Here is a 13,987-nt window from a genome sequence, read left to right on the forward strand (position 1 = left end):
AGAAGGATAGCTCGCCTGATGCCTGGTGCCTCGCGCAATCCTCGATTGTCGATAGCGTTAGCTGCGGCAGCGTTCGTTGTGACAATCCCTTTCTCTGCCTTCGCCGATCCCCTCCCTGCCGGCTTCGTCCGCCTCTCCGATATCGCCCCATCCATCCGCCAGGACATTCGCTACGCCAGCTCCAACAATTTCCTGCACCGCAAGGTGAACGGCTACAACGCACCTGTCTGCATCCTCACCGAGGAGGCGGCGAAGGCACTCTCCAGCGTTCAGAAGGCGATGATCGCCAGGGGCACGACGCTGGTCGTGTTCGACTGCTACCGTCCTGCCCGCGCGGTGGCCGACATGGGCGATTGGACGACCGCGGGTGGACCGCCGGACCCGCAGTGGTATCCGAAGGTCAAGCGCAGCGACCTCATCACTGAGGGCTACGTCGCCCGGCGGTCGGCACATTCGCGCGGCTCAACCGTCGATATCGCTATCGCGCCTGCCGACAGTCCGTCCGTGCCGAAACCGGCCTGCGGCGCTGTCGATGCCAACACCCTCGATTTCGGCGCCGGCTTCGATTGTTTCGACACGATGAGCGAGACCGCGCATCGCCCGCTCGGCACCGAAGCAGCGGCAAACCGCAAGCTGCTCGTCGATGCCATGCGTACTGGCGGGTTCAAGAACTACGCCCGCGAATGGTGGCATTTTGCGCTCGCCCACGAGCCGTTTCCCAAGCAGCGCTTCGATTTCCCTGTGACCGCCGAGTAAGCTGCCCAACGCAGACTTGCCCGGCAGCCGTGCATCCCTAGATAGGCCGGATGGCGGACCGGCTCCGGGTGCGGAGCAGCTGCAAGGAAAATATTTTCCCAATGCCGCAACAGATCGCCGAAGATTTTCTTCAGGAAGGCAAAAAAGGCAAACATTGAATGCATCTTATTTCTATCAATTCGGTAGATTTGGCACGGGTTCAATGGAGGCAGAAATGACCAAACCTCATTTCCGGAAACTGCTCGGCGCACTGGTCGCCACATCGGTCCAGTTCGGCACGCTCGGTTTTGCGTTTGCCGACACCACCATTCTCAACGTGTCCTACGATCCGACGCGCGAGCTTTATAAGGCCTATGACGAGGCCTTCGCCGCGCATTGGAAGACCGAGACCGGCGAGACGGTGACAATCCAGCAGTCACATGGCGGATCGGGCGCCCAGGCCCGCGCCGTGATCGACGGCCTGGACGCCGATGTGGTGACGCTGGCGCTCGAAGGCGACATCAACGCCATCGTCTCCAAGTCAAAGAAGATCAATCCCGACTGGCGCACCAAATTCGAAAACAATTCAGCGCCTTACACCTCGACGATCATCTTCCTTGTCCGCAAGGGCAATCCCAAAGGCATCCACGACTGGAACGACCTGATCAAGGACGGCACGCAGGTGATCACGCCCAACCCCAAGACCTCGGGCGGCGCGCGCTGGAACTATCTCGCGGCCTGGGCCTATGCCAACGCCAATGATGGCGGCGACGAAGCCAAGACCAAGGAATTCGTCGGCAAGCTCTACGCCAATGCTCCCGTGCTCGACACCGGCGCGCGTGGCTCGACCGTGACCTTCGCGCAAAAAGGCCTGGGCGACGTGCTGATCGCCTGGGAAAACGATGCCTATCTGGCGCTCGACGAGTTTGGCGCCGACAATTTCGACATCGTCTATCCGCCGACCTCGATCCTGGCCGAGCCGCCGGTGGCTGTGGTCGACGCCAATGTCGACGCCAAGGGCACGCGCAAGGTGGCCGAGGCCTATCTGAGCTACCTCTATTCCAAGGAAGGCCAGACCATCATCGCCAAGAACCACTACCGGCCGTCCAAGCCCGATCTGGTTCCGCCCGAGGATCTCGCCAAGCTGCCGCCTATCAAGCTGATCACCATCGACGACCCGCTTTTCGGTGGCTGGAAGAAGGCACAGCCTTATCATTTCGGCGACGGTGGTATATTCGACCAGATCTACAAACCGGCCCAGTGAGCTAAACCTAGATCGGGACGACATGACCACAGCACCCGCGCAGGCGGGGTGGCGGTTCAGACAGCCGAGCGTCATTCCGGGTTTCGGATTGACGCTCGGCTTCTCGCTTGCCTACCTCACCCTCATCATCCTCATCCCGCTGTCCGGGCTGATCTGGCGTTCGGCCGCTCTCGGCTGGGCCGATTTCTGGGCCATCGCCACCGATCGCCGCACGCTCAACGCACTTGAAATCAGCTTCGGCACCGCCTTCATCGCGGCTGTCGTCAATGTCGTTTTCGGCACGCTCGTCGCCTGGGTGCTGGTGCGCTATCGTTTTCCCGGCCGCCGCATCGTCGATGCCATGGTCGACCTGCCATTCGCGCTGCCGACGGCAGTGGCCGGCATCGCGCTGACCACGCTCTACGCGCCGAATGGCTGGATCGGCAAGCTGCTGATGCCGCTCGGCATCAAGGTCGCCTACACGCCGCTGGGCATCGTCATCGCGTTGATCTTCATCGGCCTGCCCTTCGTCGTGCGCACCGTGCAGCCGATCATGGAAGAGATCGACAAGGAAGTGGAGGAAGCCGCCGCCACGCTCGGCGCCAGCCGCTTTCAGATCATCACCCGGGTGCTCTTTCCGGGCCTGGCGCCGGCCATCATCACCGGCTTCTCGCTGGCCTTCGCGCGCGGCGTCGGCGAATACGGCTCGGTCATCTTCATCGCCGGCAATTTGCCCTACAAATCCGAGATCGCGCCGCTTTTGATCGTCATCCGGCTCGAGGAATACAATTACCCGGCGGCGACCGCGATCGCGGCAATCATGCTGGCGTTGTCGTTCATCATGCTGTTGATCGTCAATCTGGTGCAGACATGGAGCCGCAAACGCTATGGCTGAACCCGAGATCAAATCCTACGAACCGTTCCATGAAAGCCGCTCGGCGGCAGTGACCGAAAGCCGGCCGGCACGGGCCGTGCTGATGACCATCGTCTTCGTCTTTCTCGCCGTCTTCCTGTTGCTGCCGCTGATCATCGTTTTCAAGGAAGCCTTCGCCAAGGGCGTTGGCACCTACCTGGAATCGCTGAGCGATGCGGACACACGTTCGGCGATCCGCCTGACCTTGCTGGTGGCGGCGATCTCGGTACCGCTCAACATCGTCTTCGGTATCTCGGCCGCCTGGGCGATCGCCAAGTTCGAGTTCAAGGGCAAGGCCTTCCTGACCACGTTGATCGATCTGCCCTTCTCGGTCTCCCCCGTCATTTCGGGTCTGGTCTACGTGCTTCTGTTCGGCGCCCAGGGGCTGCTCGGCGAGTGGTTGAAGGCACATGGCATCCAGATCTTGTTCGCCGTGCCGGGCATTGTGCTGGCCACCGTCTTCGTCACCTTCCCCTTCGTCGCCCGCGAACTGATCCCGCTGATGCAGGAACAGGGCAATGGCGACGAGGAAGCGGCTCTTTCGCTAGGGGCCAATGGCTGGCAGACGTTCTGGTATGTGACCTTGCCCAATGTCAAATGGGGCCTGCTCTACGGCGTGCTTCTGTGCAACGCGCGCGCTATGGGCGAGTTCGGCGCGGTTTCCGTGGTGTCGGGCCACATACGCGGCCTGACCAACACCATGCCGCTGCATGTCGAAATCCTCTACAACGAGTACAATGCCGTCGGCGCCTTCGCCGTCGCCTCATTGCTTGCCGGGCTGGCGCTCGTCACGCTGATCTTGAAAACTCTGCTCGAGATGCGCTACGGCGCCGAACTCGCCGCGACGCGCGGACATTAGAAGGTTCATTGCATGGAAGTTCGCGTTGCCAACGTGCGCAAGGAATTCGAGCGGTTTCCAGCGCTCCACGACGTGTCGCTCGACATCAAGTCGGGCGAACTGATTGCGTTGCTCGGACCGTCCGGCTCTGGCAAGACGACCTTGCTCAGGCTGATCGCCGGGTTGGAGCGCCCGACACGTGGAAAAATTTTCTTTGGCGACGAGGACGCTTCGCAAAAGTCGATCCAGGAACGCAATGTCGGCTTCGTCTTCCAGCACTACGCGCTGTTCCGGCACATGACGGTGGCCGACAATATCGGCTTCGGCCTCAAGGTGCGGCACGGGCCGACGCGGCCGCCCGCGGCCGAAATCCGCCGCCGCGCCTCCGAGCTTCTCGATCTCGTCCAGCTGTCGGGTCTGGAAAAACGCTATCCGGCGCAACTTTCGGGCGGCCAGCGCCAGCGCGTGGCGCTCGCCCGTGCCATGGCCATCGAACCCAAGGTGCTGCTGCTCGACGAGCCGTTCGGCGCGCTCGACGCGCAGGTGCGCCGGGAACTGCGCCGCTGGCTGCGCGAAATCCATGACGCTACCGGCCACACCACCGTCTTCGTCACCCACGATCAGGAAGAGGCGCTGGAGCTTGCCGACCGCGTCGTGGTGATGAGCCAGGGCCGCGTCGAGCAGGTCGGCACCGCCGACGACATCTACGACACGCCGAACTCGCCCTTCGTCTACGGCTTCATTGGTGAATCGAGTTCGCTTCCGGTGAAGATCGAGAATGGCGAGATCTGGCTCGCCGACCGTCCGATCGGATTGTCGGCGCCGCACGCGCCCCAGGGCGATGCGATGCTGTATTTTCGCCCGCATGATGTCGAACTGCTGGACGGCTGCAGCGGCTGCATCGCCGGCACCGTGGCCGCCAGCCGCCGCGTTGCCGGCACACGGCGCGTCGAGCTCGAAATCGGTGGCGAACGCCAGCGGGTCGAGATCGAACTGCCGGTCGATCATCCGGCGGCACAGAAGAGCCGGGTGGCCTTCCGGCCGGGGCGCTGGAAACTGTTCCCGGCTGCTTAGCGATCGGACCACTGTGAATCTCGTCACCAGCGAATATCCTGGTCTGGTAGCGCTCGCTTACCCTTTCATCTGGCCTTTCAACGACAAGGTCATGGGATTTTTCGGGGAAGCCGCAAAGCCGTAGTGCTCGTAAAAGGCTTTCGCTTCATCCGATATGGCATGAACAAAAACTCCGCGAATCCCCAGGATCGTCGCGGCTCGAGCGGCGCGCAGGACGGCGTCTTGCAGAAGCGCAGCACCCAGCCCCTTCCCTTGCCAGCTTGCATCCACCGCGAGACGTCCGAGCACGACCATTGGAATGGGATCTGGCATGTTGCGGCGAATGATGCCAGGCGCTACCGCCAGATCAAGCCCGCCCGAAGACAAGCAATAGTAGCCGACAACGCGTGTGCCTTCCGCCACCACGTAGGTCCGCGATGCGCCACTGACCTGGTTGGCCCGTGCTCGACGGCGAAGCCATTGATCGAGGCTTTCTGTTTCGCTTTGGAAAAATTCGAGATCGTGGTGTTCCGCCAGCGGCGTGGGCGCCGATGGCATCAGTCCCGCCAAGGCCTGGGCACGTCCATAAGGCGTGCAAAGCCTTCCCCGCTTGGCGGTTCATCTAGGATGTCGAGATAATGCCGGTAACTCTCCGGATCCACCTTGATCAATGTTTGGTCGAGCAGCGTATCCTCGGCCGCACGATAAGCGGCATCGATCATGAAGTCGGAACGGGTCTTCCCGCGTATCTTTGCGGCACGGTCAATCAGTATACGTATGTCCTCTCGGATGCGCAGATTGACGGGCTTGGCGCGGGTTTCGGGTGCGGCTTTCGCCATGGAAGACTCCTTTCGAACATCATAACATAGGGCATACACAATGTGTATCCATTTGTCGCCTCTCGGAAGAGACTGAAGAGGACCGGCCCCAAAAAGATGACTCCGCTTGAAAGAAAAAACTACGATGTGCGCGTGTGGGAAACGGTTTTCTAGCAACAATCGCCAAGCCCTGAATCTATGCCTCGCCGCTCCTCTGCGCCCCGGCTATGGTCCAGTAATAGAGCATGACACCCGGAGCCATTTCATGAAGCGATTTTTTATCGGCGTTGCCGCCGCCGCCGGCCTCCTCCTCGCATCTCCCCAAGCCTGGTCGGCCGACAAGCTGCTGAACGCCTCCTATGACGTCGGCCGCGAACTCTTCGTGCAGGTCAACAAGGCCTTTATCGCCAAGCACCCGGGTGTGAGCATCGACCAGTCGCATGCCGGCACTTCCGCGCAGGCGCGCGCCATCGCCGAAGGCCTCGGTGCCGATGTCGTCACCTTCAACCAGGTCACCGACGTCGACTTCCTGGTCAAGAAGGGCCTCGTCTCGGCCGACTGGCAGAAGGATTTTCCCGACAACGCTTCGCCCTTCTATTCGCTGCCTTCGTTTCTCGTCCGCGCGGGCAACCCCAAGCACATCAAGGACTGGAACGATCTCGTGCGCGACGACGTGCAGGTGATCTTCCCCAACCCGAAAACGTCTGGCAATGCCCGCTACACCTATCTGGCGGCCACCGCCTACGCCAAGGAAGCCTTCAAGGGCGACGACGCGAAGGTGAAGGAATTCATCACCAAGCTGTTCAACAACGTGCCGATCTTCGACACTGGCGGGCGCGCAGCGACCACCACCTTCGTGCAGCGCGAGATCGGCGACGTGCTGATCACCTTCGAATCCGAGACACGCGGCATCCGCAAGGAATACGGCGACGACAAATTCGAGCAGGTCACGCCTTCGGTCAGCCTTCTGGCGGAATTCCCGGTGGCGATCGTCGACAAAGTCGCCGACGAGCACGGCACGCGCGATCTGGCCAAGAGCTACCTCGACTTCCTCTATACACCCGAGGGCCAGGGCATCGCCGCCGACAATGGCCTGCGCGCACGCGACGCGGCTGTCGCGGCCAAATACAAGGCTGATTTTCCGGACGTGCGCCTGCTGACGGTGGAAGACGTCTTCGGCGGTTGGGACAAGGTCCAAAAAGAGCATTTCGCCGCCGGCGGCCTGCTCGACCAAGCTTATGGCAGCCGGTAAAGTCTCCGCTGCCCGATGGAAAGATCGAGGAAAGCCGGCCCCGGGCCGGCTTTCCTCGTTATTCAGCCGATAGGGTAAAGCCGGCGCCCTTCGTGCAAAACGTTACAAAGAATCAACGCGTTTGTGCCTGACATGCCTTCCAATGGCTTTGTTTCGCGAAACGGCGGCGTGCGGAAGCAACGCCGTCATCATTTGCACACAAACAGCCGCCAGATGCGGGGGTGGTTGGGGCTTCAACGGGTTGACTCGGGCATGCTGACGAAAAAAGGCAAATACGGCCTCAAGGCCCTCGTGCATCTTTCCAATCTTCCGGTTGGCCAACTGGCCTTCGTCAACGACGTCGCCGTCGCCAACAACATCCCGAAGAAATTCCTCGATGCCATCCTGGGCGAATTGCGCAACGCCGGCTTCGTCCAGAGCCGCAAGGGCAAGGAAGGCGGTTACCGTCTCGCGCGCCCCGCTTCCGAGATCAAGATCGGCCACGTCGTGCGCGTGCTCGACGGGCCGCTGGCGCCGATACCTTGCGCCAGCCGCACGCAGTACCAGCGCTGCGAGGATTGCGACGAAGCGACCTGCCAGGTCCGGCACATGATGCTGGAAGTGCGCCAGGCGATTGCCGAGGTGCTGGACAACCGTAGCCTCGCCGCCATGCGCGATGCCGACAATGACGATTTCCCAGTCGAGTTGACATCGCAGATCTAGAGCCGGTGGATGAGGCTGTCGAGGTTTACGAGATCCCGAAAAGCCGCACGCAAGCAGCCATCGATAGCCAGCTTTCGCACCGAGATCATCGCCGACGTCTTTGTCCCCGAATATGCCGAGGACGTGCGCTTTTTCAGCCGCAAGGTAGTTAATCCCGGCAGGCTCCGCCGCTTCTCCACCAGGGATCTTCGCGAGAGCCTGATTGCTTTCTTTTATCTCGCGGTCGCGGCAGCACTGCCGGTTCGTTGGTGGTCGCCGATCTGCGATTGGGCGTCGAGATTTCGCCTGAAGCGCCATATGCGCAAGGATTTCCGCTTCTATGCCGCCGCAACGTGCGCGGTGCTCGGCGACGGCATCGATGCACGCGAGCTGTTCGAGGCATTGCTCGCGGCACGCCATCGCCGCCGCATGCAACTCGCCGCGCATCTGGTCGCCGGCCGCTGGACGCCGACGATCCGGCTGGAAGGGCTCGAGGGCTTGCAGGCAGCCTTGCAACGCGGCCACGGCGCGATCCTCTGGTGCGATCAATTCACCGCCCAAACGATAATCGGCAAGCGCGCCATATATGAGGCCGGCATCGAAGCGCATCAGGTCAGCGTCAACACGCATGGCGTGTCCGAGACGGCATTCGGCCAGCGCTTCCTCAACCCGCCAATGGTTCATGTCGAGAACCGGTTCCTGAAAAGCCGGATCGTCTTCGACCGCGACGGCGCCTATCAGGTCACCATCCACATTCAAAAGATGCTGAAACGGAACGGCGTCGTGCTGATGACCAACACCATCCACGCCGGCTCGACCTTCACCGAAACCGCCCTGGGCGAAAGCGGCTGGACACACCTTGCCTCGGCGCCGGCGAATTTCGCCGCGCGAGGCAAGACGGCCCTGTTTGCCATGTCGACTTTCGAGGTGGTGCCCTTCCGGGAATACCGGGCCGTCTTGAGCCCGGAACTGATGCCGGCGGCATCGGCACTCCCGGCAGTGGACACCACCAGGGACGGAGCCAAGAACATGGCCCTGCAGGCACACTATATCCTGCTGAAACGCGACTGCCTGCTGAAGGCACTGAAGCAGTGCCCCGAGCAGGTGATGTCCTGGTCGCGCCATGAACGGTTGACAGAAGCTCAGGACAGGATCGGCTTCAGCGAAGAAGAAGGCTCATGACCGGCGCATCGAGCGCATTGCCTGGCCGACGAGTTCGTCGACCGGCCGCGTCGCGTCGAGCGTCAATGCCCGCTCATCGGCACCTGGCGGCTCGAGAATTGCGAACTGGCTGTCGACCAGGCTTGCCGGCATGAAATGGCCCTTGCGGCCGGCGACCCGCTGCCTTGCCGTCGCCTGGTCGATCTCCAGGTAAAGGAAAGTGATGTCCTGGCAAAAACCGCGCAGACGCTCGCGATAGCCGCGCTTCAGCGCTGAGCAGGCTGCAACCACGCCCTGTCCCTTGGCGATCGACGCCGCGATGCGCTCGCCGATCGCGTCGAGCCAGCCTTCGCGCAGCTGGTCGGTGAGCGGTTCGCCCCGCGCCATGCGGGCAACGTTTTCGGGCGGATGCAGCCTGTCGCCCTCGATGAAGACGGCCCCCAGCGCGTCGGCCAGCGCGATACCGACGGCTGACTTGCCGCAGCCGGCGACGCCCATCACCACGATGGCCGAAGGCGCCAAACCGGAAGCGCCCGTCGGCGCCTGCACTGCGTTTTCGTCCACCGTCAGCGGCTCGCCGGGGCGCGGCCATAGAGCAGGAGCATGGCGACGATGACGACGCCATAGATGATCTGCCGTCCCGCTTCCGGCATCTGCATGACCGACAGGATGGATTGCAGCAGCGTGATCAGGATCACGCCGGCGACCGTGCCGAGATAGGAGCCGCGCCCGCCGAGGATCGAGGTGCCGCCGAGCACCACGGCCGCGATCGACGGCAGCAGATAGGCGTCACCCATCGATTGCGCCGCCTTGGAGGCGTAGCCGGCCAGCAGCACGCCGCCAAAGGCGGAGAGTCCGCCGGAGACGGCGAAGGCGATCATCACCACGCGTCTTGTGTCGATGCCGGAGAGATAGGCAGCGCGCTCGCGGTTGCCGATGCCATAGACCGCGCGGCCAAAGCCGCTACGGGTCAGCACGAACACCATTGCGGCCCCGATCAGCGCCCAGATGATGACCGCGTTGGGGACGCCCGGAATGGTGAAGCCGGTGGCCAGGTAGCGCATGGCGCCGGTGGCCGAATCCTGCGGCGAGAAACCGCCGGTGTAGACCACCATCAGCCCTTGCGCGACGGCGTTGGTGGCGAGCGTGATGATCATCGAGGGGATGCGCAGATAGGCGACGCCGATGCCGTTGACGATGCCGATCAGCACGCCGCAGAAGATGCCGAACGGGATCGCCAGCGCCACCCCGGCCGGACCGTAGGCGGCCGCCGCGCAGGCCATCATCGCGCCCGCCGCCACCGACCACGGCACGGACAGGTCGATCTGGCCGAGCAGGATGACCAGCATCATGCCGGTGGCGATGACGCCCAGGAACGAGGCGACCTTGAGCTGCTGCAAGAGATATTCAGGCGACAGGAAGCTGCGCGAATAGAGGCTGCCCACCAACAGCAGCACCACGATACAGGCAAAGGCGGTCAGCACCGCCGGATCGGCGCGGCGGATGAATTTCGGCATGCGGCCGGCAATGCCGCCTAAGGTCGTATCGCTCACAGGAACCACTCCAGCCGGTTGCGGACCCGAAACAGGGCAAAGGCGCCGAGGCTGACGGCGACCAGCAGGATAACGCCCTGGAACAGCGGCTGCCAGAGCGGATCGAAATCGAACACGAACAGAAGGTCGCCAATGGTGCGGAAGGCCAGCGCGCCGAAGATGGCGCCGATGGCGCTTCCCTTGCCGCCGAACAGCGACACACCGCCCAGCACCACGGCCGCGATCGAGAACAGCGTATAGGCGTTGCCGCTGGCATAGGCGGCCTCGCCCGTATAGGTGAAAAAGGTCAGGAACAGCCCGCCGATCGCGGCCAGCAGCCCCGCAAGCGTGTAAGCGGCGAACTTGCCGCGCCTTATCGGCACGCCCGACATATAGGCAGCCGTTTCCGAAGAGCCGGCCGCGTAGGCGGCACGGCCGAGTACCGAGCGGCTGAACGGCACCCAAATCAACAGCACGACCGCCAGCAGCACGATCAGGCTTGCCGGCACCAGATCGAACAAACGTCCTGTCATGGCGTCGGCCAGATCCTCGTTGACCGAGCCGCCCGGGAAGGGCCGCAGCAAAAGACCGATGCCGTAATAGACCGCCCCGGTGGCGATGGTCGCGACGATCGGCTGCAGCCTTCCATAGATCACGATGGCGCCGTTGATGGCGCCGCACAGAAGTCCCGCCACCAGCACGGCGATGACGCCGAGCGTGGTCTGCATCGGCGTGCCGACCACCAGCCAGGAGGCCAGGCAGTTGGTGAGCAGGAAGATCATGCCGACGGACAGGTCGATGCCGGAGGTGATGACGACCAGCGTCTGCGCCATGGCGACGAAGGCGAGCAGCACGCCCTTGTTCGCCGCCGTCTGCACGACATTGGCGGTGAAGCCCGCCGGATGGTTCGAGGTGTAGATGACGAACATGACAATGAAGATGCCGAGCGCCAGCAGCGTTCCGCGCTGCTCGGCCAGCCAATAGCGCCAATCTTTCACACGCTTGCTCCCAGGCCCACGGGGCTCTCCTCGCCATGGATGTTGAGCGCGCTCGCTATCAGCGCTCGTTCGGTGATTTCGGCGCCGACCAGTTCGCGCTTGACCGCCCCGTCATAGAGCACCAGCACCCGGTCGCAGCAGCCGATCAGCTCGTCATAGTCGGTCGAATAGAACAGGATCGCCGCGCCCGCGTCCGCCAGCTTGCGCATCAGTTGATAGATTTCCTGCTTGGTGCCGACATCGATGCCGCGCGTCGGATCGTTGAGCAGGATGATGCGCGGCTGGCGCATCAGCCATTTGGCGATGACCACCTTCTGCTGGTTACCGCCCGACAGCGCGCCGACCGGAATATCGAGCCCCGCCGTCTTGATCGCCAGAAGGCCGACCATGTCGTCGATGAGCCGCTGTTCGGCGGCGCGATCGATGATGCCGCCTTTCGACAGCCGGTCGAGCGCGGCGAAGGACAGGTTTTCGCGCACCGTCATCGGCAGCATCAGTCCTTCGGTCTTGCGGTCTTCCGGGATGAGCGCCATGCCGATGCCATCCTCGCGGGCCACCGCTGGACTGGTGATCGTCACCGGCTTGCCGTCGATCAGCACCTCGCCCGAGAGGCCGCGCAGCACACCGAAGAAAGCAAGCAGCAATTCGCGCTGGCCCTGGCCGTCGAGCCCGCCGAGACCGACCACCTCGCCTGCCCTGACGGTGAGCGAGATGTTATCCAGCCGGTCGGCCCAGGACAATTTGCGCGCCTCGAGCCGGGGGGCGGCGCTGGCCGGTGCCGCCGCCGGCTTGGGCGGAAAAATATGGCTGTATTCGCGGCCGATCATCAGCTCGACCACCTCGTTGTCGCTCTTCGAGCCGGCCTTGTAGCTGGCGACATTACGGCCGTTGCGGAACACCGTGCAGTGGTCGGCCAGTTCGGCGATCTCGTTCATGCGGTGCGAGATGTAGAGCAGCGCCAGCCCTTCCGAGCGCAGTCGTTTCAAGACGCCGAAGATCTTCGCGACATCCGCCGCCGTCAGCGCCGAGGTCGCTTCGTCGAGGATGAGGATGCGCGGTTTCCTGGCCAGCGCCTTGGCGATCTCCACCATCTGGCGCCGTGACAGCGGCAGGTCCTTGACCAGGGCCAGCGGATGGATATCGCCGGCACCCGCGCGCGCCAGCGCGTCCTCGGCGATGCGCCGCTGCGCCTTGCGGTCGATCATGCCGAAGCGTTTGGGCGGATCGGAAATGACGATGTTGTCGGCGACGCTGAGTTCGGGGATCAGCGACAATTCCTGGAAGATGCAGACGATGCCGGCCTTGTTTGCCGCACCGGGCGAGGCGAAGGTCACTTCGCGGCCATCCAGCATCATGCGGCCTTCGTCGGGCGCCACGACACCGGCCATGACCTTGATCAATGTCGACTTGCCGGCGCCGTTTTCACCGAGGATGGCGTGGATGCTGCCGGTGGAAACCGTCAGCTCGGCCTTTTCCAGCGCCCGTACGCCGCCATAGCGCTTGGAAATGCCTTCCATGCGAAAGAGTGGAGCCGCACCGTCCATCAACCCTCCCCGGGCGATTGTGGGATTGCAGGCTGGCGCCGCGGGGTCATCCGCGGCGCCAGATGATAGCCAGTGACTACTGGTTTTCCTTGCTCTGCCCCATGATTTCCTGGGCACTGAAATTGATGCCGCAGGTCGGGAAGGAGTTGCCGACGAAGAAATTGTCGGACTGGTCGGGGAAGAAATCCTGGCCTGCCTTGAAGTTCGGATCCTCGACAATGGCCAGCGGCAGCTTCACCGATTGCGGCACGACATTGCCTTCGAGGGCCGCGATTGCCGTCTTGATTGCCACGGCCACCTGGGCGGGGCCGGTGCCGGCGGAAGAGCACTTCAAGCCGTCGGCGGCATGCGCGGCACAGAACTTGCGAAAACCGTTCTCCGTCTCGCCGCCGAACGGAACAAATGGATGCTTGGCATCCATCATCGCCTGCACGATGCCGGTGTCGCCGCCTTGCCCGGTGATGCCGTCGAAGGGTCCATTGGTGGCGATCGCGTCCGCCGTAGCTTTCTGGGCAACGCCGTCGTCCCACTTGCCAACCACTTCGGTGACTTCCCATTTCTTGCCCGAGCCGTCGAGCACTTCGTGGATGCCGGCATGACGGTCCGTGTCAACGGAAGTGCCGGCGACGCCGCGCACTTCGAGCACCTTTCCGCCGTTCGGGACATGTGAGACCAACCACTTGCCCCACAATGCGCCAAGGCCCTTCTGGTCGACATTGACGTTGATGGCATCCTTGGTGTCGAGAATGTTGTCGAAGGCGACCAGCACGACCCCGGCCTCCTTGGCGCGCTTGATGACTGGCCCGAAGGCGGTCGGGTTCTGCGCGTTGACGACGATCGCGTCAAAGCCGGAATCGATGAAATTGTTGATCGCGGAGATCTGCGCCGGGACGTCCTCGCCGGTCGACACAACCTTGAATTCCTTCAGCTTTTTGGCGACATCCGGCTGTGCCGCATACGCCTTGGCGGTCTGCACCATCTGGATACGCCAGGTGTTGGCGATATAGCCGTTGGCGAGCGCGATCCGGTATGGGCCGGCCTTCTTGGGGAACTTGAAGAATTGCGTATCGGCTGCCCAGGGGGCAAAGCAGTCCGGCTCGGCTGCTGGTCCCTTGACGACTTCTGGGCCTGCGGCCATCGCCGCTGAGCTCAACATGACGAATGCAGTGGCGGCAACGATGCCACCAACGAGTGACTTGATCATCGATATTCCTCCCAG

At 62.9% G+C, this 13,987-nt stretch carries 15 protein-coding genes; 8 read left to right on the forward strand and 7 right to left on the reverse strand.

The features are described from left to right. Positions 1 to 78 precede the first annotated feature (78 nt). From FJ434_RS13345 to FJ434_RS13365, 5 genes are all read left to right on the forward strand, one after another. Positions 79 to 756, forward strand: coding sequence for a M15 family metallopeptidase (locus FJ434_RS13345; RefSeq protein ID WP_246678282.1), 678 nt, complete (start codon positions 79 to 81; stop codon positions 754 to 756). 214 nt (positions 757 to 970) lie between these two features. After that, positions 971 to 1,999, forward strand: coding sequence for a sulfate ABC transporter substrate-binding protein (locus FJ434_RS13350; RefSeq protein ID WP_027141569.1), 1,029 nt, complete (start codon positions 971 to 973; stop codon positions 1,997 to 1,999). A gap of 22 nt (positions 2,000 to 2,021) precedes the next feature. Further along, on the forward strand, positions 2,022 to 2,873 hold the full coding sequence (cysT, locus tag FJ434_RS13355) for a sulfate ABC transporter permease subunit CysT (protein WP_027141568.1): 852 nt from the start codon (positions 2,022 to 2,024) through the stop codon (positions 2,871 to 2,873). Further along, the gene (gene cysW, locus FJ434_RS13360; RefSeq protein ID WP_140502329.1) at positions 2,866 to 3,750 is read left to right on the forward strand and encodes a sulfate ABC transporter permease subunit CysW; all 885 of its coding nucleotides are present in this window, start codon (positions 2,866 to 2,868) and stop codon (positions 3,748 to 3,750) included. The genes cysT and cysW overlap by 8 nt, the downstream gene beginning before the upstream one ends. 12 nt (positions 3,751 to 3,762) lie before the next feature. After that, positions 3,763 to 4,803 carry a sulfate/molybdate ABC transporter ATP-binding protein gene (locus FJ434_RS13365; protein ID WP_027141566.1) on the forward strand — a complete coding sequence of 347 codons (1,041 nt, stop codon included), beginning with the start codon at positions 3,763 to 3,765 and terminating at the stop codon, positions 4,801 to 4,803. 57 nt (positions 4,804 to 4,860) lie between these two features. Here the strand turns inward: FJ434_RS13365 and FJ434_RS13370 are convergent, their stop codons facing one another. Together FJ434_RS13370 and FJ434_RS13375 are read right to left on the reverse strand one after the other, a co-directional pair. Continuing rightward, on the reverse strand, positions 4,861 to 5,340 hold the full coding sequence (locus FJ434_RS13370; RefSeq protein WP_140747630.1) for a GNAT family N-acetyltransferase: 480 nt from the start codon (positions 5,338 to 5,340) through the stop codon (positions 4,861 to 4,863). After that, the gene (locus tag FJ434_RS13375) at positions 5,340 to 5,621 is read right to left on the reverse strand and encodes a DUF1778 domain-containing protein (RefSeq protein WP_140747633.1); all 282 of its coding nucleotides are present in this window, start codon (positions 5,619 to 5,621) and stop codon (positions 5,340 to 5,342) included. The genes FJ434_RS13370 and FJ434_RS13375 overlap by 1 nt, the downstream gene beginning before the upstream one ends. A gap of 244 nt (positions 5,622 to 5,865) precedes the next feature. Here FJ434_RS13375 and FJ434_RS13380 point away from each other — a divergent pair, with 244 nt between their 5' ends. From FJ434_RS13380 to FJ434_RS13390, 3 genes are all read left to right on the forward strand, one after another. Next, entirely contained in the window at positions 5,866 to 6,852 is a 987-nt protein-coding gene (locus FJ434_RS13380; protein ID WP_140502328.1) for a sulfate ABC transporter substrate-binding protein, read from the forward strand. 252 nt (positions 6,853 to 7,104) lie between these two features. Next, positions 7,105 to 7,554 (forward strand): Rrf2 family transcriptional regulator, encoded by a 450-nt coding sequence (locus tag FJ434_RS13385; protein WP_140502327.1) that lies wholly within the window; start codon positions 7,105 to 7,107, stop codon positions 7,552 to 7,554. Between the two features lie 9 nt (positions 7,555 to 7,563). Next, complete coding sequence (locus tag FJ434_RS13390) at positions 7,564 to 8,715, forward strand: hypothetical protein (RefSeq protein ID WP_140747636.1); 1,152 nt, start codon at positions 7,564 to 7,566, stop codon at positions 8,713 to 8,715. Here FJ434_RS13390 and FJ434_RS13395 read toward each other — a convergent pair. From FJ434_RS13395 to FJ434_RS13415, 5 genes are all read right to left on the reverse strand, one after another. After that, complete coding sequence (locus FJ434_RS13395; protein ID WP_140717668.1) at positions 8,710 to 9,258, reverse strand: gluconokinase; 549 nt, start codon at positions 9,256 to 9,258, stop codon at positions 8,710 to 8,712. The two genes, FJ434_RS13390 and FJ434_RS13395, sit on opposite strands and share 6 nt — an antisense overlap. Before the next feature lie 2 nt (positions 9,259 to 9,260). Further along, positions 9,261 to 10,247 carry an ABC transporter permease gene (locus FJ434_RS13400; RefSeq protein WP_140502324.1) on the reverse strand — a complete coding sequence of 329 codons (987 nt, stop codon included), beginning with the start codon at positions 10,245 to 10,247 and terminating at the stop codon, positions 9,261 to 9,263. Further along, a complete protein-coding gene (locus FJ434_RS13405) occupies positions 10,244 to 11,224 on the reverse strand; it encodes an ABC transporter permease (RefSeq protein WP_140747639.1) in 981 nt (326 codons plus the stop codon). Before FJ434_RS13405 ends, FJ434_RS13400 begins: the two co-directional genes overlap by 4 nt. After that, complete coding sequence (locus FJ434_RS13410; protein WP_140747642.1) at positions 11,221 to 12,768, reverse strand: sugar ABC transporter ATP-binding protein; 1,548 nt, start codon at positions 12,766 to 12,768, stop codon at positions 11,221 to 11,223. Before FJ434_RS13410 ends, FJ434_RS13405 begins: the two co-directional genes overlap by 4 nt. Before the next feature lie 76 nt (positions 12,769 to 12,844). Further along, entirely contained in the window at positions 12,845 to 13,972 is a 1,128-nt protein-coding gene (locus FJ434_RS13415) for a sugar ABC transporter substrate-binding protein (RefSeq protein ID WP_027141557.1), read from the reverse strand. Positions 13,973 to 13,987 lie beyond the last annotated feature (15 nt).

It is taken from the genome of Mesorhizobium sp. B2-5-13 (genome assembly GCF_006440535.1).
In the GTDB taxonomy this organism is placed as follows: Bacteria; Pseudomonadota; Alphaproteobacteria; order Rhizobiales; family Rhizobiaceae; genus Mesorhizobium; species Mesorhizobium salmacidum.

Excerpts from the sequence above, each read along its gene's own strand:
- FJ434_RS13350 (WP_027141569.1), top strand. The coding sequence starts at position 971 with ATGACCAAACCTCATTTCCGGAAACTGCTCGGCGCACTGGTCGCCACA.
- cysT (WP_027141568.1), top strand. The coding sequence starts at position 2,022 with ATGACCACAGCACCCGCGCAGGCGGGGTGGCGGTTCAGACAGCCGAGC.
- cysW (WP_140502329.1), top strand. The coding sequence starts at position 2,866 with ATGGCTGAACCCGAGATCAAATCCTACGAACCGTTCCATGAAAGCCGC.
- FJ434_RS13365 (WP_027141566.1), top strand. The coding sequence starts at position 3,763 with ATGGAAGTTCGCGTTGCCAACGTGCGCAAGGAATTCGAGCGGTTTCCA.
- FJ434_RS13370 (WP_140747630.1), bottom strand. The coding sequence starts at position 5,340 with ATGCCATCGGCGCCCACGCCGCTGGCGGAACACCACGATCTCGAATTT.
- FJ434_RS13375 (WP_140747633.1), bottom strand. The coding sequence starts at position 5,621 with ATGGCGAAAGCCGCACCCGAAACCCGCGCCAAGCCCGTCAATCTGCGC.
- FJ434_RS13380 (WP_140502328.1), top strand. The coding sequence starts at position 5,866 with ATGAAGCGATTTTTTATCGGCGTTGCCGCCGCCGCCGGCCTCCTCCTC.
- FJ434_RS13385 (WP_140502327.1), top strand. The coding sequence starts at position 7,105 with ATGCTGACGAAAAAAGGCAAATACGGCCTCAAGGCCCTCGTGCATCTT.
- FJ434_RS13390 (WP_140747636.1), top strand. The coding sequence starts at position 7,564 with ATGAGGCTGTCGAGGTTTACGAGATCCCGAAAAGCCGCACGCAAGCAG.
- FJ434_RS13410 (WP_140747642.1), bottom strand. The coding sequence starts at position 12,768 with ATGGACGGTGCGGCTCCACTCTTTCGCATGGAAGGCATTTCCAAGCGC.
- FJ434_RS13415 (WP_027141557.1), bottom strand. The coding sequence starts at position 13,972 with ATGATCAAGTCACTCGTTGGTGGCATCGTTGCCGCCACTGCATTCGTC.